Genomic DNA, 25,594 nt, shown 5'->3' with positions numbered 1-25,594 from the left:
CTACCGCAAGGGCGGCTGGTCTCAGACTGAACGCTCTGCGACGCAGCCTGACGACAGCTTCACGTCGGAAACGCGGCGGTCCGGCAATCAGAGACTTTGCGCTCGAGTTGCATCCCGACTGCCGGCGCTCTGCACACGCCGAAAGGCATCACTTTGTTCGAGTGCTGCGCTACGTCGGTCCCCGAGATCGACTAACCCATCAAGCACTGTAAGAAGCCGCTGCGCGATGTCGGGTGTGAGAGGATAATTGGCCTCTGCGAGACGTTGTACGACGGACGCCATGCGAGCCGGTAGCCGTGTGCCACTCCAAAGCTCCTGCCGCGAAGCTAGGGAACAAAGAACTACATTGGCTTGATCGGCGAAGATGGCGACGGGATAGGAAATGCCTGCGCGTTCGCATAGGGTCAAGAAACGGCTTGCCACCGCCGTCGCCCATCCGATTTCTCCAACGAGTTTTGTCACCAACGGCATGATAAGGTCGATCTGCGACCAGTCACCGTTGGCAAATTGAGCCGCACCGGGTGCCAGTTCGACATTCACGAACAATAGAGCATCTACCATCCGAGGCAGATCGTGACCGTACATCTCGCCTGCTCGCCACCCACCCTGGAAGGCACGATCAGCAAGAACTCGATCTAGGCAGGCGTCCAGCAGTTTCAACGTTCCAGGCGCTACCGTCGCCGCATCAAGAACGTGCCGACAGACTAAGCGGTCAGTGAAACGGGCGAGAACCGCCAATGCGGCATCGCCTTCGACCAGAAATGGTCCAATTAGGCGTGCCATCAACGTTTCGTTTATCAGGGGAGCGACACGCGATAGGATATCACCCAGCGCTCTAGCCCATTCGAAAGTGTCCGCCGCTGCCCGGTCGCGGCCATTGTGTCCTTTGCCCGATGGCATGAGCTTTTCGGCGGTCCACTGCACCCATTGTTCAAGGGCATTTTCTAGCAGTGGACGGATCCTCGGAGAGGCCAACCAAGCCTCAATGGGAAACTCTTTGGCAATGTCCGCCACCCCCTTTGAGTAGAAGAACGGGTCGGGATCGATCCAGTTGTCTTCGTCTTCCCAGGCTCGGCCCCGCCTCTGGATCGATGATTTTGCCCACGGTGGTGGAAGTGGGTCTAGGCCCCCAATGACGTCCCTTTTCAACCGCCGCTTGGCTTTTTCTAAGGCCTTTGCATGGGCGTCTCTTTCAGTCGCATTGTCGCGGCGGCCATCGCGGCGGACGATAGGTCTGTATGAAAGAGCCAGGTCAAAGGCCAACTGTGCTGCAACCCATGACACAGAGTCGTCCGGGTCACGCAGCAGAGCAAGCAAAGCCAACTTTGCGACGTCCTCGAACGGGTATGTGGTGAGCAGCAGAAGGCGCTTCACAAGCTTCTTGTCGGAAGTACTTCGCTTACGCAGCTCTGCAAAGCTGACGACCAAGTGATTAGCGGGGTGCCACGGAATGCGAGAACCCATGAATTGATCGGGCAGCTCCTTCATTTTTTCTATCCGCCGCAGCACATCGAATGCCCAATCGAAGTTCACATGGTCATCGAAGCCGTAACGGATCACGCAAGCGGCAACGGCAGAGACCACGCTTTGAGCCGTATGCCCTCCGACATCCTCTCGCTGCTTGAACAACGTCGGTTTGTCCTTGCCGCGCGCGAACGCTACGGCCTCTGCCAGTGACATGCCGTCCCGAGGCGTACCTGTCTCAAGGTAGCGTGTCGCCCACGCGAGGACACCCTGCTCATGCAGGTAGGTTGTCGCTGAGTCCATCCGTCGCTGTTGTACCGGCGACATGCCTTCGGGTGGGTCGTAGTGGATGTAGACGTTTTCCTGCACCTGTGACTGCCGATAATTGGTACGATCTCCCAAACCTGCCCAGCGCTCCGCTTTTTCCCGCAGGTTCGCCGTTACCTCGGCATCGCCGCGTTCCTCTTCGAACTCAAAAGGCAAGTTCTCAGGAAACTGTGCGAGCGCATTACTAAATTGCTCTCGTAGGCCCTCGTCATGGCCGAGCGCGAAGAGCATCGCGAGTTCCCTCACCTCGCGCTGATTACTGGGTCGATGTGCCAGATACTTCTTCGCTTCTGCTTTGGCACCCTTGAGACGGTCTATGAGTCCGAATGCAGGAATTTCGATATCGCGCATTGGCGCCTGTGTCATCCGCGCGATGTCGTGCTCCCATAATCTTTGGCACATCATAAGCGGGAGTGTTGTGTCGGAGACTGTACGGGTTTCATGGGCAAGCGTGAGCGCCAGACCGGCCATCGCATAGCACTCGCACCCTTCCACAATCGATCGGATAACCTCATCGGTAGGCTTGCCAGCATCGAGTTGCTTGTGAGCCCAGTGTGCCAATGCCAGAAAAGCGCATTCAAGGGGACCTGGGGCCAACTGCCCTTGCGCCCAGGAATATACCTCCCATCCACCCCAAAAACGCTGTCTACCCCATGGGAAGTCGAGATCTACTGGCACAGGTGTTGCACCACCCAGTTCCCGAAGTTGGACCCACCCCTTTGTGGCGTGGTCGGCCAGTTCTTTGACCAGTTGCAATCCGAATTCTGGTTTCTGATGGAACAGAGCCGCAAACGGCTGCTCCAATGCAGATGCGGGGAAATAGTGCGTTGGTAGCCGGTCGATGCCAATTTCGTCGTGGCCTGGCGAGCTCTGGAACATCACGGACATTGGCGCGTGATCCAATATCTTTTGCTGGTCGGGCGTCCGTTCGTTCTCCGGAATGGCGCGAATACGGTCTAGCCTCTCTATTCGCGCTCGTCGTTCGCGTCTCTCCCGCTCGAGCCGATCGCGAGGCAACTCTTCCAGAATTTTGGCCTTGGCAACAGCTACAAGTCGGTCCGGCGCCACCTCCGACATAATCAGCGAGTAGCCCATCAGGTCGCCGTATGCCTTTTCTCGCATGGCCTTGTTCGCCACAGCGCGATCAAGCAGGGCAATGGCGGCCTCCGGAAATGCGCGCGCTGCCCGCAGCAGCATTTGCCGAAGAGAACTTTCAAATCGGTCGAGGGATTCCCCGCCCAGCGGGTCCCATTTCCCTGCATCGAACCTTCGCCGACCATCGACATAGCGAACCTGCTCAACGTCCATAAGCCAGCGCTCAGCCCTGCCGATAATCAGCTTAGATACGGGATGCTTGAAGTCCGCGCAGGCGTTCTGCCAGACGTCAAGAATCTCTAGTACGGAGGGGAGCAATCTGACGGGTAGCAGTTCCTCACGAGATAGCAGCCATAGGATGAAACGCTCCCAGCTGATAAAGTCCGAAGGCCAACCTAACAGGTCCGCGATACGCAGCTTGTCCATCGATTCATCGATCGGCGAGGCCTGCGCCAAGATTACCGGGCTGGGAGTGGTGTGCTGGGCTTGAAACCACACCAGCACCTTTTCCAGCAGAGCCTGCTCATCCGCAAATAGAAACTGATCGAACTCTGCGGAACTTTCATCAAACGTTGCGGTGAATGGTGGTGCGGTAAGCCATTCCCTGCGCCACTGAGGCCTCAGCGATGTACCCTCGAGCAGTCGCAGGCCCTTGGTCCACTCACCGGCCGTCCCCAGTGAGTATTGCGCTAGTAGGCCCACAACACGGCCCAAAAGCGGCGGCTCGCCAGCGCGCGTAATCGCCGATAGCCAATCCTGACCAAGATCAAGGAGCAGCCGGAAAAAGGCCCACTCGAAGAATATGTCGTGGGCGAATGAGTAGGACAGATTCTCGTTTATGCCCCGGATAATCCTGTCGGACTCAAGGGCAGCAAGTTGCGGAAGCGTAGCGGTGGGTATCGACCGGGTGGCGATATTCTTGCCCAGCGATTGCACACCACATTCCGCCACGTCCAGCATCGCGCGCTGGCGCAGCAGGACGTCGCCCGGAGCGGCATCGTGCCCGCCACGTGCCCACCATGCCGCTATGAGGTCCACCTCAGTGCGAGGCGCCGGCGCGTCTTCGGGAATTGACCGTGCCATCACCGCGGCGAAGAAGGGACGGCGAGCGATCTGCCTTACATGCGTGTCTCCGTTCAGCAAGCGGCGAAGTATTGGCTTCTGCTCTGCAAGGGTCTCAACTTCTTCATTGGAGAATGCCCCTACCGTGACATCGCCCATGCCTCCCTCGCGGTAGAAACTGGGGGGAAACCACGCCCGAAAGGGCTCAAGTCCCTGATCGCGGGAACTTGCGAGGACACGCCACTTGGTGGCATCCTCCTGTTTTTCGACGGCATGAAGTATATCTGTGACAATTGCTTTTTGGTCAGTCCGAAGGCGGTCGATGCCGTCAATGAAGAGTATCGGTGTTCCCTTGGTCCCTATTTCCGTCAGCAGTTCGCCAAGGGGATGCGAAAGACCGAGCTGTCCCGCGAAGGTGGGCCAATTGGTCCCCACCAATTGGTCCGACTTTAGAAACAGGATGGGACCTGTGGCCGACGCAACGCTTGCGATGTTCTTGAGCATCACGGATTTGCCGCAGCCGGGCAAGCCGGTGATATTCACGAGACGATGAGCTTTTAGACGTTCGGATATCTGTTGCTCGACCGCAATGCGAGGAACATGGAATCCCTCGATATCACCGGGTATTGCCGTGAGGCCCGAAAGCGAGAAGGACGAAAGTTGCTCGATATCACGGGTATAACTCGGGCTGACTTTCAGGGGAATAGCACCGCCTAGGTCGTTGAGAAGTGTCGCCCGAGTCCATTTTTTTGCGCTTGCTTCGCCTTCCCTGACTAATCGACACAGCCTGTCAAACAGGAGCAGGCCATCGTTCAACTCAGCAGAAGCCGAACTTTCGCGCAGGCGATTGATTAGGTCCGCCCGCGCCGGGCCGCCGTCCCCAAGACCTTCCATCTTCTGGGCAACAAGCTGTCGCAAGAACGCGGCATGGTCGTTGTCGTCGATGATGGTGGCGAGATCGGCACGCATATTTCTTTCAGCAGCGGCTGCCGCCCCTCCGGGTTCAAAACGGCGGGTAAAATCTGCCTCCGAGGGGCTGGCCTTCGCCCATTCAATCAGGCGTTGAAGGGAGCGTAGCGGCTCGACAGCCACAAACTCCGCCACGAACCCGTACCAGTCATTATCCGGGTTGAAATCCGCCTTCTGTATCACGGCCAGTGCAGCCGTCAGGACCGCACGGAAGTCAGCATTACCTGAGCCTACGGAGAGACGCCGCTTCACCTGCAAACCGAGCGTCCTGACTGTCCCTCCATCGTCAAATTCGACGACCAGATCATCCATCGGTTGATCGTGGCCCGCGCGCTGTACAGCGACGCTGACCACTCGACCATTGAGGCCGAAGGCTCCCTCGTCCCGAAGCAGGGCACAGAGGTAATAAGAAACAACCAAATCCTCAAAGGTAAAGCCTGCGCCGCCCGCTAATTCGGTGGATGCAGCTGGGGCAGAATTTGTGTTGTACTTGTTCCCTGACATTCGCCCATTCTTCCTAACTCGACCCGCCCAAAAAGCGATTCCACCCGGCCGAAAGAGATGCCGACCAGGAGGCGACAATTGGATATAGTGAATTGACGGGGCTGTGAGCGCAAGGTCGGACCAATGACGCGCAGGTGGCATTTATAGATCAAAACGCGTGGGTCACGCTAACGCACGTTGCCTGGGAAAAGAATGACTTCCCGAACCAATATGAAGCCCTCAGAAAGAAAGTGGAGGACGTGTTCATCGATGTCCGCTTCTGGGTTTCGCGGAGGACCATCGAACGACCGGAATGAGGGCGCATAGCCGCTCAGCCGAGCACCGACTGGGGGACAATGACCAAGTGAGCGTCCGCCTCGCGGTGAGCCAGGATTGCCGCCCGTCTCGCCACGCTTTGAACGCCACTGAGCCGCTCGAAAAAGATCCGGCTGCTGATGGACATTTGTGAAGGGGACTCGACGCTTGCCTCGACCAAGCGGCCGTTAAGCTCATCATCGCGCCGATCTACTTTGCCCGAGGACCAAACAGGCCGGCGTCGCCGCTGCCGGGAAGCTAAACCTTCCGGCGTCAGGCGCTCTATTTCCGTGATGAACGCCTCAAGGCTGGTGCGTGCGTCCTTTCCCTTACTGCGTTGGCGCAGCACCTCGATTAGATCGGCGGGCTGGCGCATGCGGCTTTCCATTCTCTCCCCTGTCTCGGAATACACACGGTGGAACGGTGCGCCGGAATTGAACGAAACATGGTGCCGCTGGTGAACATTGGGCAGGACGATCTCGTTGGGAAAGAACATCCGGGACGCCTCGAGGATGCGGTTACCCTGATAATACTGGTTTAGCAGGGCCTTGCTGGGAACTTGGCTGGTTATGTAGACGGCAATGTTGCCCTCGTCCTCCAGTCCCTGCAGGAGATAATGCTGGCGAAATTCGTTATGCCCGTGGAGATGCATCCGGAAAATCGGAAACTCCCAATCCGCGGGATGCAACTTGTATTCCGTGGCCGAGCGCCGCGTCATGATTTCCGAACGCTTGAACTGGATGAAGAGGGGCACCCCGTGAGCCAGTAGATCGACGTCATACCCGCCGTCGGCCTCCTCGTTCTGGGTAGGGAAATTCGGCAGAACCCGCCGCCCACCAAACCGGTCCTCAATATAACGCGTGACGCCGTACCCAAAGCTGAATTCGGAGAAATCTGGTTGTGTCATTACGCCCCTCCCGTGCACCGGGTTTGTGTTATGCGCTGCGGCATAACTGGAAGCAAGTTACGGCCGGATAAGGCGTTCCTGTCCCGTCGAGCTCGAAGGTAGGGGTTCGAGCGTGGCTAACGGCGCTCGATTGTCTCAAAGCGATTGTACAAATGGTTGAGTGCAATTCTGCCATCGTCCTTATCTTAGTGGAATCGCTCGTCCCCGGTAGGGACATCTGGGTTTTCCATGGAAAAATGAAGACTTGGATAGACCACGAGACGATCCCAAATGGTGCCTTGGCTGGCTGCAGAAATGTCTGGTTTCGGAGACAGGCCGGAAATGCCTGAACGACCAGAGTGAAGGCGCATAGCGGAAATCATTTCCGCAAAGGGGCCGTGAGCAGACCGACTGGTTCTGGAGCTCAAGGAAGAATTAGCTGCCATAGAGCGTGAGAGACCTTCATGACCGATTCCGACGCCTTGGAGTCGTTTGGCGCCCTTTCAGCTTGCCGCCGTTAGCGGACGTTGCGTCTGAACGCCGAACTGAACCTGCTCGTCTCTAATTTTTAGTCCTTTGGGAATAAGCGCCGTTGCTGAACGTCTTCCGTTGGCCAATCGCGGCCGAACCGAAGGACACCGAGCCATGAAGACCCTTTTCGCAGCCATCACCATTCTTTCCGCCGCGGCTTCGACCGCGCTTGCGGGTCCCGCCGGCGACATGGCGAAGGCGCATATCGAAGCGATCGCCAAGGGCGATAGCGCCGCGGTCACCGCCGCCTATGCCCCGTCCGCAACGCTTCACTGGGTCGGGGGGCCGCTCGATGGCACCTACACGGGCCCCGAGATCGCCGCGACTTGGGCAAAGTTCGCCAAGGCGCAGACGGGCCTCAAGGCCACCATCGTCGAGATGCGCGAGAGCGTGAACTCGAAGGGCGCCACCGTCGTCGCCGATGTCGTCTTCGCCAACGACAACAAGATCCCGGTGCGCTACGTCATGATGTTCCGGGACGGCACGCTCACCGATGAGATCTGGCAGATCGACCCCGCGCTGGAGAAGTAAGGCATGTCCACCGACGAGATCGCGGCGCGGATCGAACCGCTCATTCCGGGCCTGAGGCGCTATGCCTATGCGCTGATGCGCGACAGCGACGCCGCCGACGATCTCGTCCAGGACTGCCTGGAGCGCGCCGTCGGGCGCTGGCACCTGCGCCGGCCCGACGGCGACCTGCGCGCCTGGCTGTTCGCCATCCTGCGCAACCTCCACATCTCAGGCCTGCGCCAGCACAAGCGGCGTGGGCCCCACGTGGCGCTCGACGAGATGGCCTCGCCGCCGGCGGTGGACGGCGACCAGGACGGTCGCGCCGGGCTCCGCGACGTCCTGGCTGGGCTCGATGCGCTCAGCGAAGAGCACCGCACCGTCCTCCTTCTCGTCAGCGTCGAAGACATGAGCTACGACGAGGCGGCACGGGTGATCGGGCTTCCGGTCGGCACGGTCATGTCGCGCCTGTCGCGGGCGCGTGAGAAGCTGCGCGCCATCCTGGAGACCGGGATCCGCGCGCCCTTGAGGAGAGTCAAATGAGCCGCAGGGACACGCCAGTCGGCGAGGACGACCTGCAAGCCTATGTGGACGGACGGCTCGAGGCCGAGCGGCTGTCCGCAGTCGAGGCCTATCTCACGGAGCGACCGGAGATCGCCGCGGCCCTCGATCGCGACCGCGAGATCGCCCGGACACTGCGCGAACGCCTTGCCTTCAAGGCCGGGGAGCCGATCCCGGCGCGGTTACGCATCGCCAACATCCGCGAGGCCCGGCGCGGTCGGTTTGCTGTCACGCGTCTGCGCCTCGCGGCTGTCATGGGCTGGCTGATCCTCGGCAGCTCCGGCGGGTGGCTGGCGAACGACGTCCTGCGCGTGCCGCCGCAGATGCCTCGCGTGGCGGTCATGGCCGACGAGGCAATCGCGGCGCATCGCACCTTCGTGGTCGAGGTGGTCCATCCCGTCGAAGTGCGCGCGGACGAGGAGGCGCATCTCCTGCAATGGCTGTCGAAGCGGCTTGGAACGCGGCTGTCGGCTCCGGACCTGACAGGGCTCGGATATCGGCTGATGGGTGGGCGCCTGCTGCCTGCGGGCGCAGGTCCTGCCGCGATGCTGATGTACGATGACGACCAGGGCACGCGTCTGACGCTCTTCGTGAAGACCGACGAGAAGGCCGAGACGTCGTTCCAGTTCGTCGAGGAGGACGGCATCTCCGCCTTCTTCTGGCGCGACGCCGGCCTTGGCTACGTTGTCTCGGCCGAGGCACCGCGCGAGCGGCTGATGCAGGTGGCGACCGCCGTCTACGACAGCCTGAACCGCTCGGCGCCGAGCCTTTCCGGCGATACGCTGTGACGCTCGACCAGCTTCGCGTATTCGTCGCCGTGGCCGAGCGCGAGCATGTAACGGAGGCGGCGAAGGCGCTGAACCTCACGCAGTCGGCGACGAGCGCCGCTATCGCTGCGCTGGAGGAGCGCCACGATGTCCGGCTGTTCGACCGCGTCGGACGACGGATCGAACTGACCGAAGCGGGGCGCCTGTTCTTGCCCGAGGCCCGCGCGGTGCTTGCGCGGGCCGAGGATGCCGGCCTCATGCTTTCCGAACTTGCCGGACTGAAGCGGGGTCGTCTCTGCATCGTCGCCAGCCAGACGGTGGCGAACCACTGGTTGCCGCCGGTGCTCGCGGGCTTCAAGGCCCGCCATCCCGGCATCGAACTTCGGCTGAGCATCGCCAACACGGCGCGCACGGCCGAGGCGGTGCTGGATGGCACGGCCGATCTCGGCTTCGTGGAGGACGAGCTCGGCGATGTCCGGCTCGGCACGCAACGCGTCGCCGATGATCGGCTGATGCTGGTCGCGGCATCAGGGCACAGAGGCTCTGGGTCTCCCGTCGCGGCCGGGGATCTTGCATCGGCGCGCTGGGTGCTTCGCGAACGAGGCTCGGGCACCCGCGCGATCCTCGAAGGTGCGCTCGAAGCCTTCGGTGTCGATCTCACCGCGCTGTCGGTCGAACTCGAACTGCCCTCGAACGAGGCCGTGCGCGCGGCGATCGAGGCGGGCGCCGGCGTCGGGATCCTCCCCGCCGTGGTCGCGGATGCCGCCCTTCGCACGGGGACACTGGTGGCGCTACCCTTCGACCTGCCGTCGCGCGGGTTCTATTCGGTGTTGGCGAGGGACCGTCACTCGAGCCGCGCCGTCGCCGCCTTTCTCGCCGAGCTGCCGACGATCAAGGTGCCGCCGGCGTGATCGATGGATCGACCACGTCCGGACGACATTCAGTCGACGCGATCGTCGAGCGTCTCGCGGCGCTGCCCGGCAAGGCCAACCTGTTCAACCCCTATGCCGGGTTCGACGCGGAGATTGAGGACGCTGACGCGCCGGTGACTCGCCGTCGCAATCTTCAACGCTATCTCGCCGCGTTGGCGGATCGCGGCGTCCGTGACCTTTGGCTCGGCGAAGCGCCCTCGCGCTTCGGAGCGCGTCGGACGGGCGTGCCGTTCACCGGTGACCGGCGGCTCGCCGACCTGTCGGAGCGGCTCGGCCTCGATCCGCCGCTGGCGCGGGCGACCCGCGAGACCCTGCCGACACCGGAGTCTGGAACCTCCCTGGAGATCTGGAACGCGATACCCGACCCGCTGCCGCTGTTCTGGAACGCGGTGCTCTTCCATCCCCATCGCGGCGTTCTGCCCTTGCGCAACCGGACGCCCACCTGGACCGAGATCGCCGAACATCGGAAGGTGCTGGAGATAATCGTCGCGATCTTCGCGCCGCGCCGAATCCTCTGCATCGGCCGGGTGGCGCAGCGTGCGGCGGACGGGCTCGGTATCCCCGCCACCTACGTGCGCCACCCCGCCCAGGGCGGCGCCGTCCGGTTCCGGGCTGGCGTCGCCGCGTTCCTCAACGACCGACCGCCGGCGGATGCCCCTCCTTCTCTCAGTCGGCCTTGAGGCAGGGCGAGACAAAGAGATCTCCCCTCCAGGCGCCGCGCACCGTCCTCGTGCCGACGATCAGCCAAAGCAGCGCCAGCACCGCGACGAGCAACGTGCCGAAGACGTGGATGGCAGCGATCGGCAAAAGGGTGCCGAGCTTCAGCGTAGTCACGGCATAGACACCAAGCGGGAACGTGTAGCCCCACCAGCCGATGTTGAAGGGAAGGCCATCGCGCAGGTAGCGCAGCGTCACGAGCACAGCCATCGCCAGCCACCAAAGCCCGTAACCCCAAAGGAGCAGACCGCCGAAGAAGCCGAGCCCTTCCGCAAACGCGCCGAAACGCTCCAGCCCGTTGGCGGAAAGGATCGCGGGTGCCGCGCCGCCCAGCGTCATCAGCCCGAGCGCGCCAGTGCCGATCGGTCCGAGCGCCAGCCAGCTCGACGCCGCCATGTTGGCGTGCGGCAGCTTGTGGATGGCCATGCGCAGGAGGAGCACGACAAGGATGCTGAGCGCGATCGGCACCGACAGCGCCCAGAGCGCATAGCAGAGCGTCAACACCACGAGCTGTGAATGCGGGTCGACGAGATGCGGCGCGAGCAAGCCGCCGGAGACGGCGGCGACTTCGGCCGCGACCACCGGCAGGAGCCAGACCGCCGTCATCTGGTCGATCGAGTGGCTCTGCCGGGTGAACATCATGAAGGGGATGGCAACCCCGCAGGCTGCTGCCATCGCAATGTCGATCCACCAGAGCGTCCCTGCGATCCTGACTGCGACCTCACCATAGCGCGGCAGGCCGAAGATCAGGAAGCCGTTGACGATGGTGGCGAGGCCCATCGGGATGCAGCCGAAGAACATCGACACGACGGAATGGCCAAAGATGCGCTTGGCCCCGTCGAAGAAGAAGATCCAGCGGGCGGCGTAGAGGCCGGCGAAGAGTGTGAACAACGCGATGTTGAACATCCAGAGGCCCTCGGCCACCGGATGCAGCATCGGCATGTCTGCCTGGAACTGCGAGAGCGCGATTGCCAGGATCCCGGTGCCCATCGTGGCGGCGAACCAGTTCGGGGTGAACTGGCGCACGACCTCGCGCGGGCTGTCGAGGCGCGACAGCGGTTGGAGGCCGAGGGTGACGGCACGCATCTGTTCGAAGGTCATTGGCGGGGTCCTTATCCTGCTGGGGACCATACACAACGGGAATCGTTCGATCCAACGCGTTGTTTTGGTCATTTCGATCGATGGAGGCGATTAATCCTTCAGGCGCTTCGCCCCGAATAAATTTTGCCGCCACGGGAATAAAAGGCTTCCGCAAGCGTCTTTTTGTCGAACCCGTACTTCGAGGATCTTGTGATTCCATGCTGAAGACGCTTTTCCTGACCCTGGCCTTCGCCGGGGTGTCACTCTCCTCGGCAGAGGCGCAGGACGCGCACGCCCATCAGCACTCGCCGATGGTGCCGGCCACGCCCGACGGTCCACACTATGCCGAAGCGACCGCGGAGGCGATGGAGAGGATGCACGCCGGCATGATGTCGGCCCCGGTGACCGGGGATCCCGAGCACGACTTCCTGTCCCAGATGATCCCGCATCACCAGGGCGCGATCGACATGGCCAAGGCCGTCCTCGGCTCGACACGGGACCCGGCGATCCGCAACCTCGCGCAGTCCATCATCACCGAACAGACCTACGAGATTACGCTGATGCGCTCGATGCTCGCCGCATCTGCCAACAAACCAAAGCCCGTTCCGGAGACAACCCCATGACCCGCACCGCCATTCTCGCCGCCGCGCTCCTCGTCTCGACATCGGCCTTCGCGCTGCCCGCCGCCTCAGACCGCGTCTACACCGCCGACCAGAACTCCAACACGGTCTCGGTCATCGACCCCGTCTCAAACAAGCTTCTGGGCCAGATCCGGCTCGGCAATCCGCGGCCGGACGTTCTGAGCCCCCTCTACAAGGGCGAGGTCAACGTCCACGGCCTAGGATTTTCGCCGGACCACAAGACGCTCGTCGTCGTCTCGACGGTGACGAACTCCGTCACCTTCATCGACACGGCGACCAATGCCGTGAAGGGCACGACCTATGTCGGGCGCAACCCGCACGAGGCCTTCTTCACGCCGGACGGGAGGGAAGTCTGGGCGACGGTGCGCGGCGAGGACTACCTCTCGGTGATCGATGCCACGACCTTCAAGGAGATGGGCCGTATCCCGACGACAAGCGGCCCCGGCATGACCAAGTTCTCGCGAGACGGCAAGCTCGCCTTCGTCGCCAACTCGTTCAACCCGGTGCTCGAGGTCTTCGACGTCGCGAGCCATGCGCTGGTGAAGCGGATCCCGGTCGTCTCGCCCTTCGTGCCCTTCGTACAGGTGAGCCCTGACGGCAGCGACGTCTGGCTGACGCACAAGGACGTCGGCAAGGTCACGCGCGTCGATGCCAGGACGCTCGAGGTGAAGGAGGTCATCGACAGCGGACCGATCTCCAACCATCTCGGCTTCGGCACGGTGGACGGCGAGACGCTGGTTTACGTGACGATCGGCGGCGAGAACGTCGTGAAGGTCTACAAGCCCGGCGAGACAACGCAGCTCGTCGCGACCATCCCCGTCGGCGCATTACCGCACGGCATCTGGGGATCGGAAGACGGCAGCCGCATCTTCGTCGGGCTGGAGAACGGCGACAAGGCCGACGTGATCGACACGGCCGAGCAGAAGGTTGTGGCCGAGATCCCGATCGGTCAGGCCCCGCAGGCCCTTGTCTTCGTGCCGGGCGCGGTGCCTGAGGGCGCGGGCACCGAGAACCTCATGCCGTTGAAGGCGGGTCCAGAGAACCTGACGCTATCGCTTAAGGCGCCTGAGGGCGCGGACGGTTCCGGCATGGTCGTCTCGCGCAATCTCGGGCTCGTCGATGCGATCGACGTCAGCGTCGCCAAGCTGAAGCCGATGACCGAATACGGCATGTTCTTCGAAGGTGAGGACGAGCCCGTCGTGGTGCTGAAGACCAACGACAAGGGCGCCGGCATGGCCTCCAGCATCGGCCCGGTGCGCACGATCGGTGCCCCCAGGGAGCCGACGGCGGGCAAGGAGCCGCGGCTGGTTGTGGTCGAGGGTCTGAAGGGCAAGGCTACCCCGGTCCTCGCCAGCCGCTAGAGACGGCTGGGTCCAAAATCGCCATTTTCGCCGCGAGCAACAGTCCGCGCCGAATTGGCTTGGTGGCATGTTCGCTGCGTATGGCGCTGTCTCTGGGGCCGATGATTGGACTCAAATTTGGGTGTCGCCGAACCCGTCGGGAGCAACTGAATGTCAGCTATCGACGAGTAGCAGCAGTAAGCGGACAGGCGGAAAACCACCCCATTTCGGCAGTAGCACCGACCAAAAAAGAAGATCTGCTTTCGGTATTCGGCCGAGGCCCGGTGGATGGCTGAAATGAGGGCGCATAGCGGAAATCATTTCCGCAAAGGGGCCGAGAACGGTCTGTCCGGTTTAGATAGCGGATTTGGAGAAGCAGTCGTGCACGGTCGAGCGGGAGACCAGAACTTGCATTAGATTTATTCAAAGAATAACCGAGCCGCACGTGGTCAGGTGTCGCGGGACAACGCCGCGCGCTTTTCGGAGTGCGATCGTGTATGAAGGCATTGACCTTCTGCAGCAGGATTACACAAGCCCTAGAGGTCGCGCTTTAATTCCGTTTGGAGAATTTCATCAGAAGTCAATACTTCGACCTCGGGAAAACCTGCCGCTGCTCGTTCCCTCCTTTTGTCTCGATCCGCATCAAAGTGAAAAGCGAGGATTCTTGGAGGCCACTGAGCAGGATGCTCTCGTTTGGGCTCACCAAATGACCTGTCAGAATAGAATGCACGGTGACTATCCTCGATGAGCATCCCTTCCGGCAGATTGTCAAACAACTGGTACTCATGAATGTATAGCCAGTAGTTGATGCCATGTTTGTTCAGGGCTGTGTAGAATAGCATCACGAGCTCATAATCGGAAAGCTGTGCTCTCAAAAGTTTTACGTAAGGCCCCCTGTCCTTAATGCCCTTAGCCTCATGGACAAACCTGAGGACGTTGTACAGATATCGATAATAGTGAGCGAGGTCCTGCTGCCGGTCGCTCCAGAAGCTATCATAGGCCTGCTGGAGGCGATCGCGATCGGGGAGACCCGCCGCTTGAGCATAAGCAGCCTCGAAATTGCGGAAGAACTGCTCGAAGCAATCACGGCCCTTGGTTTCTCGTGCCGCCTTGTTGATGTCGAGGCCCATGGCACGCTCGCGCCCGCTGTAATAGAGATCAATCGAGTTTACGATTGTGTTGTGCAGCGTGAGCATCTGAAAAAAGGTTGACTCGAAATTCTGTCGATCGGTGGCGGCGAGCTGGCTTTCGAGAGCCGTTGCTGACCGGCCAAGCTCCACACGAGATTCGCGCAATTCCGTTTGCTGCAAAACGATGGTAATAAGCAGGCCCATAAACGTTAAGAACGTCAGGACGGGGTTCAACGTGCCCCCGATGAAATCGCCGAACGTTCCAAGGTCCTTTCCAAACGCTCTGGCTACAATTGCCGTCAGTAAAATGAACAACGATACAGTTATAGCGGTGATGAAAAGGTAAAACAGTCCAGAATGGCTTTTCTGACCCGTTTCGACACCTATGAACTGGTCGAAATTCCTCCTAAAGGCTATGAAATACTTCTGCATTGATTCCCTTACTACGTCCCTCTACCCTTCTAAGACTGCCCCCTCGGGCGAATCGAGTCCCTCCTCTGGCAGGACGTCCCCGCAAAGTGGATTGATACTGCCGTCGGCTGTTCACCACGCGGCAGGATTGGATGGTTGCAATCGATCGATCGCTGGCAGTTCAATCATCTTCCGCCTGGATGCGCTCGTCGACTTCGAGGACGAACCTCGATGGACGGGTGGACGAGAATGCTAGGTGAACTTCCGAGCGTGCGCGGGTGAACCCTACGTAGAAAAGGCGACGCTGTTCGATGATGTCCCTTGGTGCCGGATTGGATCGAGGGATTCTGCCTTCGTCGATGCCGAACATCACCACGACATCGAATTCCCGGCCCTTCGAGCTGTGGAGAGTGCTGAGATTGACGCGATCGTTTCCTTCGCCAGCTCCCGAGAACTGGCCAAGTGTCATGCCTGACAATCCCTGATCCTGTTCAAGCCGCTGTATGAGGGATCTCATCGCGGACACATCGTCGGACAAGCCTCTGCAACCGATCGCAAACCGTTGGACGATCGCGGCGTCTAGCGCCCGAAGCCAGGCGGAAAGGTGAAGGGTGCTGTCCCGCGACGACCAAGTGAAGGCGAGCAGGGCCCGTTTGAACTCCCGCCAATCTTGATCGGACAAGATCGTCTCGGAGAACAGGCGCCTACCTTCGGAGACAATCCTTGACCAGCGTGGCTCGCCGACCTCCCATCCGCCACAACACCACGCAGCGCAGCGCTCGATCCATCGCATCAATTTGTTCGACCTGGAATAAAGGGCATTCGCGTCAGCCCGCACGAATGCCCAGCCATGATCAGCAGCCGCCTCGGCAACGGCGTCGCCCATGAACGCCGCCGCATAGAGGACAGCGATGTTACCGCGCTGAAGGCCGGGATTTCTCACCTCCACTTCAGGAAGCAACGTTGAGAACATCCAAGCGGCGTGGTATTCGTAGCTTCCAGCCAGCGGGTGGAAGTAGACCGTGCCTTCAGCGGCGCCTTCAGCCGCCTGGTAGCCGCGCACCTCTCCGAGGGCATATTCCGAAACGGCAACGATCCGTGTGCCGCTTCGGTAGTTCAGCGCCAGTCTCACCGTCTCCACGTCTTCACGCTGCGAAAGCTGCTGCAGCAGCTCCGGTCTCGCTCCAATGAAGCCGTAGATCGATTGATCGGCATCGCCGACCGCGAGCAGGCGTATTCCGGTGCGAAAGCAAAGTCCTAGCACCATCAGGTGAAGTGCGGTACCGAGATCCTGATATTCGTCGACGGCGAGAACAGGGAATTTGGCAAGCAACGCATCGCGCAGCCATGGATTCCTGACAAGGGCACGCAGCGCAAGAAGAGGCATGTCCTCGAAGTCTATCAAGCCAGCTTCGCGCAGATACTGCTCGTATGACGTTGCGAGCGCAGCTCGTTGCGGGTTAGCTTCCATCCATATCGGCTTGGTTCTGTCCAAGTAGGTGCGACGGTGGAGGTCCATGCCGAACCGAAAATCCTCTGGATTGCCGGGACCGCCGACCACGTCCCGGTGAGCCCTGGCCATCGCCAGTCCCTTTTGCTGGGCGTTTGCTATCTGGAACCGGGAAGGAAGTCCGACATCTAGGGAATCGGCATATGGGATCAGGATTTGTGTCAGGGAAAAGGAGTGGACCGTGCCGACGAATACTCGCTTTCCCGGTTCGACCCCGAGGGCGCCAAGCCGTTCCTCCAATTCCCGCGCACATTCGTTGTTGTAGGTGATGCAGGCGACGCCACGCGGAGCCTTCACATCCTCGGCAAGGATCCGGGCAAGTTTAATCGTTAGTGTCTTGGTCTTGCCGCTTCCGGGACCTGCGAGAACGACGCAGTGCCCGGTAGACTCATAGGCCTGCCACTGGGCGTTGTTCGGCCTTAGTTCTTCCGCAGCGTCGAGATAAAGTGCGCTGCTAGACACGGTCGACCACGTAGCTGATTGCGCGCGCGATGTAGCCGGGTACCTCAAGACCGCTAATACGGGCTGCCATACGCTGTGCGAAGCGGCCCTTGCCGATGTCCTCCATCATGGCGAGTAGCTGTTTCCGGTTGACCGTCGTAGGATCCTTTTCCCAGGCGTCGATCCGTGTCATTCGTTCCTTGCCGAAGTTGCCCTCCCTGAGGCCCTCGATGATAGACGCCGTGAAGGCGCCCTTGAAGAGATCCATCTCGAGCGTGTCGCCGTTGGTGAATACCCCGAACTCCTCGATGCTTTCATCGAAGCGAGGCCAGTCATCGGTCTCGAGGAGCTCGTCGAAATATTCCTCGTCGTACTTCTCGGTGCGCATCCCATCCAGGAGCCGGGACAACGCAACTGTCCGTTTCTGGCCCCGATCACCATCAGGGTCGAAATCGGTGATTACGGAAAAGGGGATTTTCAACGCTTCAAGAAACTTTGCGTAGGGCGTGAAGTTCGCGCCGGCGACCGAGCAGATCGTGATCCCAAGGCCGTCCAAATCGGCGGCGAGTTCCTCGGCAAAGCTTGGAACCAGAAAGCGTTCCGCATCGCCCTCGACGAGGATGACTCCGCGAGCGAACAACATTTCTGCGCGCGTGAAATCCAGGTAGCGCTGTAGGTCATCCGCCTCGTCGGTCGACAGATCCAGGGAGGCCGTGGAACAGCCGACAGTCTCGTCGCCGTATTCTCGGAGCAGTACGATCGATGTCACCGGAGCAACGCTCGCGATGTGCGGCGAGTGCGTTGTCATGATCACTGACAGCGGAGGATCCTCGCCGTCCTCATCCGGGCTGCTCGCATCTTGGAACAGGCTTCGGTAGACGAGTCTTTGCAGATGCGGGTGCAGATGCGCTTCGGGTTCCTCTATCGCGAGAAGGGAATGATCGCGCTTGTCCCCTGCAATGAGGTTGCGCAACTCCATGGTCTTCAGCGTCAGGAAGATGAGATTCGCAGAGCCAAGGCTGGCGTCGGAAACGGCCCTCTGTCCGGAGTCGATCAGCAGCCTGATTTGCCGATGAAGCTTCGAGGCATCGGTGGCGGAGAAGCCGAGCGTCGGCTCGACGTCCTGCCGCTCCCCGCTCATGGCCCGGAACGATGTCGCTATGGCCTCCTCAAGTTCGGAGACGGACTCGAACTCCATCAGGCTCGAGGTTGCTGTGCCAATCTGGTCGGCGACTTCCTGCAACTCGTCACGGTCGATCGCACCAAAAGCCGTCTCGATCAGCGGTCTAAGAGGAGAGCGTCTCCAGACAGCTAGGTCCCCTTCCGCATCCCTAAGAGCGGGAAGCACATCCATGGAAACCCTGCTTCGCACGTCATGGCCGAATTTTCGTGTAGGATCCCTGCCGCCGTAGCACGAGAACTGGAAGTCCCTCTCGCTCGTCGGAGCCCGCCCAAGTCCGGGGCGCGTCCTGTATTCGTACGTCAGCGCCACCGTATCCGGGCTTCCGGGGACACGGTAGTCCGTCAGCACCGCAAGGACATCGGGGTCATCATCGAAGTCCTTTATCTCAACGGACACCAAGATTCGACTTCCTTCGTCAAGTTCTTCAAGCCCGTCCCAGAAATCACCGAGAGACAGCTCTCGAGCGCTGTCTGGCAGCGACGGGTCGAATATCAGACGGAGGCCATAGAGCAAGTTCGACTTGCCAACCCGGTTCTCACCGACGATGACGACGTTGCCAGCCAGCGAGACGTCGAGGCACCGGAAGTTCCTGAAGTTATCTGCCGTAATTCTTGAAAGGTACATCGGCTGTCCCGCGAGATGATATTCAGAAACGATACCCGATTCTAGGCTGGGTTGTCCGCAAGCAACGACGTCACATTTAACAATCCTACAGGCACAGCAACGGATGGCTTCGGCTGTGAACGATTCCTGCCGATGTCTGGTCCTAGGAAGCTGCTAGAATGTGAGCAATGGCCGAGTTGAAGGCGCGAAGCCGACGCCGCCTTCGGGCAAACCGGAACCTTGGGGTCGTCATCAACGATGGATTCAGCTTCGGTTCTATCAGGCTTGTGGTTGGAAGCGGAACAGAGTTGTAAAGGCGGCGACTGCCAGCAGTGCCACGACAATAATCCCGCCGATCGAGAAACGGATCCCGAACCACTCCATCGTGAGGGCCAGCACGAAGGGCGCAAGTGCCGAAGCCACCAGGCGGGCCGCCATCATCCTACCCTGAAGCTTGCCGTAGCCTTCACTGCCGAACAGCGCCAGCGGCAGGGTGCCGGACACGATGCTCAGCAAGCCGTTGCCCATGCCGAAGATGACGGCAAAAACCATGGCACCGGGTATCGAGGGAGCAGTCAGGATCAGGATCACCGCGCTGACCGGAATCAAAGCCGACGAGATCATGGCAAGATGCAGGGCGTTGAGGCGCTTGCCGAACACCATATTGATCAGGCGGCTCGCCACCTGCGACGGACCGAAGAGTGTGCCGACGATGGCGGCGCTTGCACCGAGTCCTAGTCCAGCCAGCAGCGGCACCATGTGCACCAGCACGGCTGCGCCCGCGAGGTATTGCAGGGCGAAGGCCGTGGTCATGAGTAGGAACCCCGAGCGCCGGTGCTCCGGCGGTAGTGTGCCGAGCACCGGCTTGGTCGGGGATGATGCGGCCTGCTTGCGGCTGTGGGTCGACCTCGTTGCCAGCCACGTATGTAGCGGCAGGCAGATCAACAGGTTGAGGCCTGCAAAAGCCAGATAGACGTTCTGCCACGAGAGGTGCGTGTGCAGGCTCGAGGTGAGCGGCCAGAAGAGTGTCGAGGCGAAACCCGCGATTAGGGTCAGGTAGGTGATGCTGCGCTGGGCCACGGTCGGCTGAAGCTGAACCAGGAGCGCAAAGGCGGCCCCGTACTGGACGAGGTTGGCGGCAACCTCGATGCCGATCAGGGCGGCGACATAGGTGGTTCTGCCGGGCGCATATGCGCAGGCAACCAAGGCGGCGGCGGCTACGGCCGAGCCGATGGTCATCACCACACCCGCGCCAGCGCGGTCGATCAGGCTGCCGAGCCATGGCGCGGTGAACCCGCCGATCAGCAGGGCAACCGAAAGCGCGCCGAAGATCCATTCCTGCGACCAGCCGAGGCTGGCACCCATGTCCGGCGCCAGGATACTGAAGCTGTAATAGAGGGTGCCGTACCCGATGATCTGGGTGACACCGAGTGCCAGGATGGCTGCAACCGGTAGCCGTGCGGTCATATGGACTTGAGGCTCACGCGCTGCTCCAGCTTTTTGGCGTCTTCCTTTCGCTCGCTGTAGCGATCGGTGACATAGCCGGATGCGTCGCGGGTCAGCCATGTGAACTTGACCAGTTCCTCGCAGACGTCGACGACCCGGTCGTAATAGGAAGAGGGCTTCATGCGGCCGTCGGCGTCGAACTTCTGGAAGGCCTTGGCAACCGAGGACTGGTTAGGGATGGTGATCATCCGCATCCAGCGGCCGAGCATGCGCAGGTGATTGACCGTGTTGAACGATTGGGAGCCGCCCGACACCTGCATGACGGCAAGGGTCTTGCCCTGCGTCGGTCGGATCGAGCCGACCGCCAGCGGAATCCAGTCAATCTGCGCCTTCATAATGCCGGTCATCGCACCGTGGCGCTCCGGCGATATCCAGACATGGCCTTCCGACCATTGCGTCAGGTCGCGCAGTTCCTGGACCTTGGGGTGGGTGATCGGTGCGGCATCAGGCAGCGGCAGGTCTGTGGGATCGAAGACCCGCACCTCACAGCCAAGCTCTTCCAGCAACCTGCCAGCCTCGAACGCAAGCAGGCGGCTGTACGATACCGTGCGTAGCGAGCCGTAGAGAATCAGGATACGCGGCTTGTGGGTCGAAAATGGCGGTCGCAGCGCGTCGAGGTCCGGTTGGCGCAGGTGGTGACGGTCGATGGCAGGCAGATCAGCCAATGCGCTTGCCCTCCGCATCCAGAACCTGCTCGCCATCTTCTTTCGTGAACGCACCCTTGTGCGTCTCCGGCAGGATGTCGAGCACGACTTCGGACGGACGCGATAGCCGCGTGCCGAGAGGGGTGACCACGAACGGCCGGTTGATCAGGATCGTGTCCTTCAGCATGGCGTCGAGGAGCTGGTCGTCGGAAAGATCCAGGTTGTCGAGACCAAGCTCGGCATAGGGCGTACCCTTCTCGCGGATGGCGTCCCGCACGGTCAGGCCCGCGTCTGCGATCATGGTGGCCAGCGTCGCTTTCGACGGCGGATGCTTTACATACTCGACGACGGTGGGTTCGATGCCGGCGTTGCGGATCATCTCCAAGGTGTTGCGCGACGTGCCGCAGGCGGGGTTGTGGTAGATGGTGACGTCCATGGTCTCAGGCCTTTTTGATGGCGTTGGTCCGGACGGCGGCGCCGCGCTCGTACCAGTTCTTGCTGCGGTTAACGATCCAGACCACCGACAGCATCACCGGCACCTCGACAAGGACGCCGACCACGGTGGCCAGCGCTGCGCCGGAGGTGAAGCCGAACAGGCTGATGGCCGCCGCCACTGCGAGCTCGAAGAAGTTCGAGGCCCCGATCAAGGCCGACGGACCGGCCACGCAGTGCTCTTCGCCGCTGACGCGGTTCAGCAGGTAGGCGAGGCCCGAATTGAAGTAGACCTGGATCAGGATCGGCACGGCGAGGAGCGCGATGACGGTGGGCTGCGCGATAATCTGCTCGCCCTGAAAGCCGAACAGCAGCACGAGCGTGGTCAGCAGGGCCACCAGCGAGACCGGCTGCAGGCGACCGGCCATGCGTTCAACGTCCGAGCTGCGGCGTAGAACCTGCGCCACGATCACGGGCAGAACGATATAAAGCACCACCGAGAGGATCAGCGTATTCCACGGCACGGTGATGGCGGAAAGTCCCAGCAGCAATGCAACGATCGGGGCAAACGCGACCACCATGATCGCATCGTTGAGCGCCACCTGGCTCAGCGTGAAGTGCGGCTCGCCCTTAGTGAGGTTCGACCAAACGAACACCATGGCCGTGCAGGGCGCCGCCGCAAGGATAATCAAGCCCGCGATGTAGCTGTCGATCTGGGTTTCCGGCAGGTACGGCCGGAACAGCCAGCCGATGAACAGCCAGCCGAGCAGCGCCATGGAGAACGGCTTGACCGCCCAGTTGATGAACAGGGTCACACCGATGCCCCGCCAGTGGCGACCGACCTGCGCCAGGGAGGCAAAATCGATCTTCAGCAACATGGGAATGATCATCAGCCAGATCAGCACCGCCACGGGCAGGTTGACCTTGGCGACTTCGGCCGCACCGATGGCTTGGAACACGCCGGGCATGAGGTGCCCGAGGCCGATGCCAACGATGATGCAGAGGGCGACCCACAGGGTCAGGTAGCGTTCGAACGTAGACATCAGGCGACCTGCCCTTGCGGACGGGTGCTGCCTTCGAGTGCGCCGATCTCGCGCAGGCGGGTTTCCAGCGCCAGCTTGTCGATCGACGTCAGCGGCAGGCTCAGGAACGCCGAGATCCGGTTCTTGAGGAAGCGCGCGGCCTTGGAGAATGCCTGGCCCTTCTCGATCTCGGTGCCTTCCACGGCGGCCGGGTCCTCGACGCCCCAGTGAGCGGTCATCGGGTGGCCGAGCCACACCGGGCAGGCTTCGCCAGCGGCGTTGTCGCAGACGGTGAATATGAAATCCATCTGCGGTGCGCCGGGTTCGGCGAACTCGTCCCAGGTCTTTGAGCGGAAGCCGGTGGACTCGTAGCCGAGGGCGCGCAGCGTATCGAGGGCCAGCGGGTGCACCTGGCCTTTGGGCTGGCTTCCAGCCGAATAGGCCTTGAAGCGCCCTTTCCCTTCGCCGTTGAGGATGGACTCGGCAAGGATCGAGCGGGCGGAATTGCCGGTGCACAGGAACAGCACGTTGTAGACGCGGTCGGTGGTCATTGCAGGTTCTCCGGAGCGGACGGGTCGCAGCAGGGGGTGAGAGCGGTGATGATAGGCGCGCATAGTTCAGCGCTGCCGCCGCAGCAGTCCTTGACCAGGTAAAGGGTCAGGTCGCGAAGGGCGTCGATCTCGGCGCGGTAGATTATCGAGCGGCTATGGCGCTCGCCTTTGATCAGCCCAGCGCGCGACAGGATCGCGAGGTGGGCCGACATGGTGTTCTGCGGCACGCCGAGCAGGCGGGCAAGTTCACCGGCGGGCACGCCCTCCGGTTCATGGCGGACCAGCAGCCGGAAGGTGTCGAGGCGGGTGGATTGGGCAAGTGCGGCAAGTGCCGCGATAGCATTGTCTGATTCCATGTATCTAGATTATTGGATGCATGGATCTTGTCAATCGTCGCGGTCCGGTTAGCGATGTGACCTCATCATCAGTGCGCTTGTGCTTCCAGTGAATGTCCCGCGATTCTAAGGCCGTTGGCGCCACTGCTGTGCTGTCAGCCGTAGTTGCCAGCATCCTTCCCTGATATCCGATGTCTTCTTAGGGCGACATGGCCGCTGTTGGCGGCGCAGAGGCGACGTGATCCCCCGCCGGCCGGATGACTGCTTTCAGGTAGGCGCCATCACCGCTCCAATGTCGGAGATGGGGGCGCAAAGCGGACATGATACCGCCGACGGAGCGATGGCCGCATCTGAGCAGCTACGGCGAAGATCTCTATGACCACAATGGAGGTGCATTCCCAATAAACACGTGCTTGCGGAGCCGTCATCGGCAGGCGTCCAGCCAAGGACAGTGCCTGTCAAAGTGGTTGACGGGTTGAACGTTTATAGCGAACCTGCTGAGCGCTGGCATAGACGGAGTCTTGCTATGGCATAGTCGGTCGTCGAGTTGCGGAATGTCGTGGGCACGGAGGCCGCGATGGGGTGGGTAGGCAGCCATACGGTTATTGTTGACCGACCTGAAGGCAAGGCTGGCGGCTCAGGGCTTGGTTTCAACGGCGGCCAGTTGCTCGCGTTGGCAATTGGTGGCTGCTATTGCAATGACCTTCGCTATGTCGCCTATCAGCGCAGCATCAATATCTGCAAGATCGCCGTGACAGTCATGCTCGAGCTGGAGGGTGAGCCTCTCCTCGTCACCAATGCGGTGCTCTCGGTCAAGTGCCAGACATTGTACGGCTCGGATCCTCAATCCATCATCGTCAAGCCTGGGCAGTCTGCACGGTGGCCAGGTCTCTTAATCATGGTGTCCCGACGACGATGAGGATGATCTGACCCTTGCGTCTTGGCCTTCTGCGTAGGTGACTTCGTTCTAACAAATTTGAGGGGCGTGACGCTGAGCCTGATGCCGATAGAAGCGACTGCAGCACCATTATCGCTGCTTTCGCGTGCCGAAGCTCGTGCTAAGAGCGCTGTGGTAGGTGCCGTTCTTCATGGGCAACTTCGACTATTTTCAAGAACGTAGGTGTATACACCGAAACCACAGCGTGCCCCCTCCAGCTCGAGGCATCCCTTGGACCAACTCCTCGCTATACGCACTTTTGTTCGCGTCGCCGAAGTTGGCTCTTTTGCCAAGGCAGCAGACACGTTGAACCTTCCGCGTTCCTCCGTCAGCAAGCTTGTGCAGGATCTGGAAGCGCATCTTGGCACCAAGCTGGTCGAGCGCACGACGCGTTCCGTCAAGATAACAGCGGAAGGTGATGCCTATCACGAGCGCGCTCTTCGCCTTCTCGCGGATCTCGATGAAATGGATGGAACTGTCGCGGGCTCCCGAAGCGTGCCGAAAGGGCGGCTGCGTGTGGACATCGGATCCGTCATGGCCAATCAGATCCTCATTCCGCGTCTCGCGGAATTCCAAGATCTCTATCCAGACATAGACCTGATGTTCGGCGTGAACGATCGCGCCGCCGATCTCGTCGGTGAGGGTATAGACTGCGTCATTCGCGGTGGGCCGCTCACTGACTCAACGCTAAAGGCCAGGAAGCTTTGTGAATTCGACTTCGTAGTTTGCGCGGCACCCTCCTACTTTGCCAGCCGGCCTATGCCAATGCACCCCACCGACCTCTCGGAGCATCGTGTTGCCAGCTATTTCTCGGCGTCGTCAGGAAAGCTGTTTCCCTTGCTTCTTCAAAATGGGGAGGAGAAGCGTGACTTCACACCTGCCAATTCAGGGATCGCCGTCAATGAAAGCACCGCACATCTGAATTGCATTCTTGCCGGGCTCGGGATTGGGCAGACTTTTGGCTTTCTTGCGAGGCCGCATTTCGAAGACGGATCTCTCATCGAACTTCTGCCCGATTGGAAGCCGGCGCATCGCCTGCTGCACCTCGTTTATCCTGCAGAGCGCTTTCCAAACACACGGCTGCAGGTCTTTTCCAACTGGGCAGCGGATGTCTTCAGACACTTCGATGTCCGCCTGGAAGTCGACCGGATTGTCCATCACGCTGAATAATGTTTTCAGGAAAAGCAGCTTCCGGTGCTGTTCTCGCAAGCC

Annotated in this window: 20 protein-coding genes and 1 pseudogene; 9 read left to right on the top strand and 12 right to left on the bottom strand. The window is 60.8% G+C overall.

Annotation, left to right across the window (positions count from 1 at the left end):
* Window positions 1–87 precede the first annotated feature (87 nt).
* Together ASG03_RS08705 and ASG03_RS08700 are read right to left on the bottom strand one after the other, a co-directional pair.
* Complete coding sequence (locus ASG03_RS08705) at window positions 88–5,421, bottom strand: AAA family ATPase (protein WP_062693290.1); 5,334 nt, start codon at window positions 5,419–5,421, stop codon at window positions 88–90.
* A gap of 310 nt (window positions 5,422–5,731) precedes the next feature.
* Window positions 5,732–6,622, bottom strand: a complete 891-nt coding sequence (locus tag ASG03_RS08700; RefSeq protein ID WP_062693289.1) for a hypothetical protein — start codon at window positions 6,620–6,622, stop codon at window positions 5,732–5,734.
* A gap of 624 nt (window positions 6,623–7,246) precedes the next feature.
* On the opposite strand from ASG03_RS08700, the gene ASG03_RS08695 reads away from it, so the two are divergent.
* From ASG03_RS08695 to ASG03_RS08675, 5 genes are read left to right on the top strand one after another with little or no spacing between them, the layout of a single operon-like run.
* Window positions 7,247–7,663 carry a nuclear transport factor 2 family protein gene (locus ASG03_RS08695; RefSeq protein WP_062595838.1) on the top strand — a complete coding sequence of 139 codons (417 nt, stop codon included), beginning with the start codon at window positions 7,247–7,249 and terminating at the stop codon, window positions 7,661–7,663.
* Window positions 7,664–7,666: 3 nt separating this feature from the next.
* A complete protein-coding gene (locus tag ASG03_RS08690) occupies window positions 7,667–8,182 on the top strand; it encodes a sigma-70 family RNA polymerase sigma factor (RefSeq protein WP_062693288.1) in 516 nt (171 codons plus the stop codon).
* The gene (locus ASG03_RS08685; RefSeq protein WP_062595836.1) at window positions 8,179–8,988 is read left to right on the top strand and encodes an anti-sigma factor family protein; all 810 of its coding nucleotides are present in this window, start codon (window positions 8,179–8,181) and stop codon (window positions 8,986–8,988) included. The genes ASG03_RS08690 and ASG03_RS08685 overlap by 4 nt, the downstream gene beginning before the upstream one ends.
* Window positions 8,985–9,878 (top strand): LysR family transcriptional regulator, encoded by an 894-nt coding sequence (locus ASG03_RS08680; RefSeq protein ID WP_062595835.1) that lies wholly within the window; start codon window positions 8,985–8,987, stop codon window positions 9,876–9,878. The genes ASG03_RS08685 and ASG03_RS08680 overlap by 4 nt, the downstream gene beginning before the upstream one ends.
* Window positions 9,875–10,579, top strand: a complete 705-nt coding sequence (locus ASG03_RS08675) for a uracil-DNA glycosylase family protein (protein ID WP_062595834.1) — start codon at window positions 9,875–9,877, stop codon at window positions 10,577–10,579. Before ASG03_RS08680 ends, ASG03_RS08675 begins: the two co-directional genes overlap by 4 nt.
* Here ASG03_RS08675 and ASG03_RS08670 read toward each other — a convergent pair.
* Window positions 10,566–11,717 carry a TDT family transporter gene (locus tag ASG03_RS08670; protein WP_062595833.1) on the bottom strand — a complete coding sequence of 384 codons (1,152 nt, stop codon included), beginning with the start codon at window positions 11,715–11,717 and terminating at the stop codon, window positions 10,566–10,568. The genes ASG03_RS08675 and ASG03_RS08670 overlap by 14 nt on opposite strands.
* Before the next feature lie 197 nt (window positions 11,718–11,914).
* Here ASG03_RS08670 and ASG03_RS08665 point away from each other — a divergent pair, with 197 nt between their 5' ends.
* Window positions 11,915–12,319: a DUF305 domain-containing protein gene (locus ASG03_RS08665; RefSeq protein ID WP_200934694.1), complete on the top strand. Its 405-nt coding sequence runs from the start codon at window positions 11,915–11,917 to the stop codon at window positions 12,317–12,319.
* Window positions 12,316–13,698, top strand: a complete 1,383-nt coding sequence (locus tag ASG03_RS08660) for a YncE family protein (protein WP_062693287.1) — start codon at window positions 12,316–12,318, stop codon at window positions 13,696–13,698. Before ASG03_RS08665 ends, ASG03_RS08660 begins: the two co-directional genes overlap by 4 nt.
* A gap of 515 nt (window positions 13,699–14,213) precedes the next feature.
* On the opposite strand, the gene ASG03_RS08655 is transcribed toward ASG03_RS08660, so the two are convergent.
* The 9 genes from ASG03_RS08655 to ASG03_RS08615 form a co-directional block, all read right to left on the bottom strand.
* On the bottom strand, window positions 14,214–15,239 hold the full coding sequence (locus tag ASG03_RS08655) for a putative phage abortive infection protein (RefSeq protein ID WP_062693286.1): 1,026 nt from the start codon (window positions 15,237–15,239) through the stop codon (window positions 14,214–14,216).
* A gap of 160 nt (window positions 15,240–15,399) precedes the next feature.
* Window positions 15,400–17,190 (bottom strand): ATP-dependent helicase, encoded by a 1,791-nt coding sequence (locus ASG03_RS08650; protein WP_082475629.1) that lies wholly within the window; start codon window positions 17,188–17,190, stop codon window positions 15,400–15,402.
* The gene (locus tag ASG03_RS08645) at window positions 17,183–18,976 is read right to left on the bottom strand and encodes an ATP-dependent nuclease (RefSeq protein ID WP_062693284.1); all 1,794 of its coding nucleotides are present in this window, start codon (window positions 18,974–18,976) and stop codon (window positions 17,183–17,185) included. Before ASG03_RS08645 ends, ASG03_RS08650 begins: the two co-directional genes overlap by 8 nt.
* 258 nt (window positions 18,977–19,234) lie before the next feature.
* A complete protein-coding gene (gene arsK / locus ASG03_RS08640) occupies window positions 19,235–20,422 on the bottom strand; it encodes an arsenite efflux MFS transporter ArsK (protein ID WP_062693283.1) in 1,188 nt (395 codons plus the stop codon).
* Complete coding sequence (arsH, locus tag ASG03_RS08635) at window positions 20,419–21,144, bottom strand: arsenical resistance protein ArsH (protein ID WP_062693282.1); 726 nt, start codon at window positions 21,142–21,144, stop codon at window positions 20,419–20,421. The genes arsK and arsH overlap by 4 nt, the downstream gene beginning before the upstream one ends.
* Window positions 21,119–21,541, bottom strand: coding sequence for an arsenate reductase (glutaredoxin) (gene arsC, locus ASG03_RS08630; protein WP_062693281.1), 423 nt, complete (start codon window positions 21,539–21,541; stop codon window positions 21,119–21,121). The genes arsH and arsC overlap by 26 nt, the downstream gene beginning before the upstream one ends.
* A 4-nt stretch (window positions 21,542–21,545) precedes the next feature.
* A complete protein-coding gene (arsB, locus tag ASG03_RS08625; RefSeq protein ID WP_062693280.1) occupies window positions 21,546–22,580 on the bottom strand; it encodes an ACR3 family arsenite efflux transporter in 1,035 nt (344 codons plus the stop codon).
* On the bottom strand, window positions 22,580–23,110 hold the full coding sequence (locus ASG03_RS08620) for an arsenate reductase ArsC (RefSeq protein ID WP_062693279.1): 531 nt from the start codon (window positions 23,108–23,110) through the stop codon (window positions 22,580–22,582). Before ASG03_RS08620 ends, arsB begins: the two co-directional genes overlap by 1 nt.
* The gene (locus tag ASG03_RS08615) at window positions 23,107–23,466 is read right to left on the bottom strand and encodes an ArsR/SmtB family transcription factor (RefSeq protein WP_062693278.1); all 360 of its coding nucleotides are present in this window, start codon (window positions 23,464–23,466) and stop codon (window positions 23,107–23,109) included. Before ASG03_RS08615 ends, ASG03_RS08620 begins: the two co-directional genes overlap by 4 nt.
* Before the next feature lie 556 nt (window positions 23,467–24,022).
* On the opposite strand from ASG03_RS08615, the pseudogene ASG03_RS08610 reads away from it, so the two are divergent.
* A pseudogene (locus ASG03_RS08610) lies at window positions 24,023–24,375 on the top strand (OsmC family protein).
* Between the two features lie 238 nt (window positions 24,376–24,613).
* On the top strand, window positions 24,614–25,552 hold the full coding sequence (locus tag ASG03_RS08605) for a LysR family transcriptional regulator (RefSeq protein WP_062693277.1): 939 nt from the start codon (window positions 24,614–24,616) through the stop codon (window positions 25,550–25,552).
* The last annotated feature ends 42 nt before the right edge of the window (window positions 25,553–25,594 follow it).

Source organism: Rhizobium sp. Leaf341 (genome assembly GCF_001424325.1).
Taxonomy (GTDB): Bacteria; Pseudomonadota; Alphaproteobacteria; order Rhizobiales; family Rhizobiaceae; genus Ferranicluibacter.
This window is presented reverse-complemented; position numbering and strand designations above follow the sequence as displayed.

What these genes read in the sequence shown, in the direction of transcription:
- ASG03_RS08685 (WP_062595836.1), top strand. Translation starts at nt 8,179, where the DNA reads ATGAGCCGCAGGGACACGCCAGTCGGCGAGGACGACCTGCAAGCCTAT.
- arsB (WP_062693280.1), bottom strand. Translation starts at nt 22,580, where the DNA reads ATGTCTACGTTCGAACGCTACCTGACCCTGTGGGTCGCCCTCTGCATC.
- ASG03_RS08620 (WP_062693279.1), bottom strand. Translation starts at nt 23,110, where the DNA reads ATGACCACCGACCGCGTCTACAACGTGCTGTTCCTGTGCACCGGCAAT.
- arsH (WP_062693282.1), bottom strand. Translation starts at nt 21,144, where the DNA reads ATGCGGAGGGCAAGCGCATTGGCTGATCTGCCTGCCATCGACCGTCAC.
- ASG03_RS08660 (WP_062693287.1), top strand. Translation starts at nt 12,316, where the DNA reads ATGACCCGCACCGCCATTCTCGCCGCCGCGCTCCTCGTCTCGACATCG.
- ASG03_RS08615 (WP_062693278.1), bottom strand. Translation starts at nt 23,466, where the DNA reads ATGGAATCAGACAATGCTATCGCGGCACTTGCCGCACTTGCCCAATCC.
- ASG03_RS08645 (WP_062693284.1), bottom strand. Translation starts at nt 18,976, where the DNA reads ATGTACCTTTCAAGAATTACGGCAGATAACTTCAGGAACTTCCGGTGC.
- ASG03_RS08655 (WP_062693286.1), bottom strand. Translation starts at nt 15,239, where the DNA reads ATGCAGAAGTATTTCATAGCCTTTAGGAGGAATTTCGACCAGTTCATA.
- arsK (WP_062693283.1), bottom strand. Translation starts at nt 20,422, where the DNA reads ATGACCGCACGGCTACCGGTTGCAGCCATCCTGGCACTCGGTGTCACC.
- ASG03_RS08690 (WP_062693288.1), top strand. Translation starts at nt 7,667, where the DNA reads ATGTCCACCGACGAGATCGCGGCGCGGATCGAACCGCTCATTCCGGGC.
- ASG03_RS08665 (WP_200934694.1), top strand. Translation starts at nt 11,915, where the DNA reads ATGCTGAAGACGCTTTTCCTGACCCTGGCCTTCGCCGGGGTGTCACTC.
- ASG03_RS08700 (WP_062693289.1), bottom strand. Translation starts at nt 6,622, where the DNA reads ATGACACAACCAGATTTCTCCGAATTCAGCTTTGGGTACGGCGTCACG.
- ASG03_RS08705 (WP_062693290.1), bottom strand. Translation starts at nt 5,421, where the DNA reads ATGTCAGGGAACAAGTACAACACAAATTCTGCCCCAGCTGCATCCACC.
- ASG03_RS08670 (WP_062595833.1), bottom strand. Translation starts at nt 11,717, where the DNA reads ATGACCTTCGAACAGATGCGTGCCGTCACCCTCGGCCTCCAACCGCTG.
- arsC (WP_062693281.1), bottom strand. Translation starts at nt 21,541, where the DNA reads ATGGACGTCACCATCTACCACAACCCCGCCTGCGGCACGTCGCGCAAC.
- ASG03_RS08695 (WP_062595838.1), top strand. Translation starts at nt 7,247, where the DNA reads ATGAAGACCCTTTTCGCAGCCATCACCATTCTTTCCGCCGCGGCTTCG.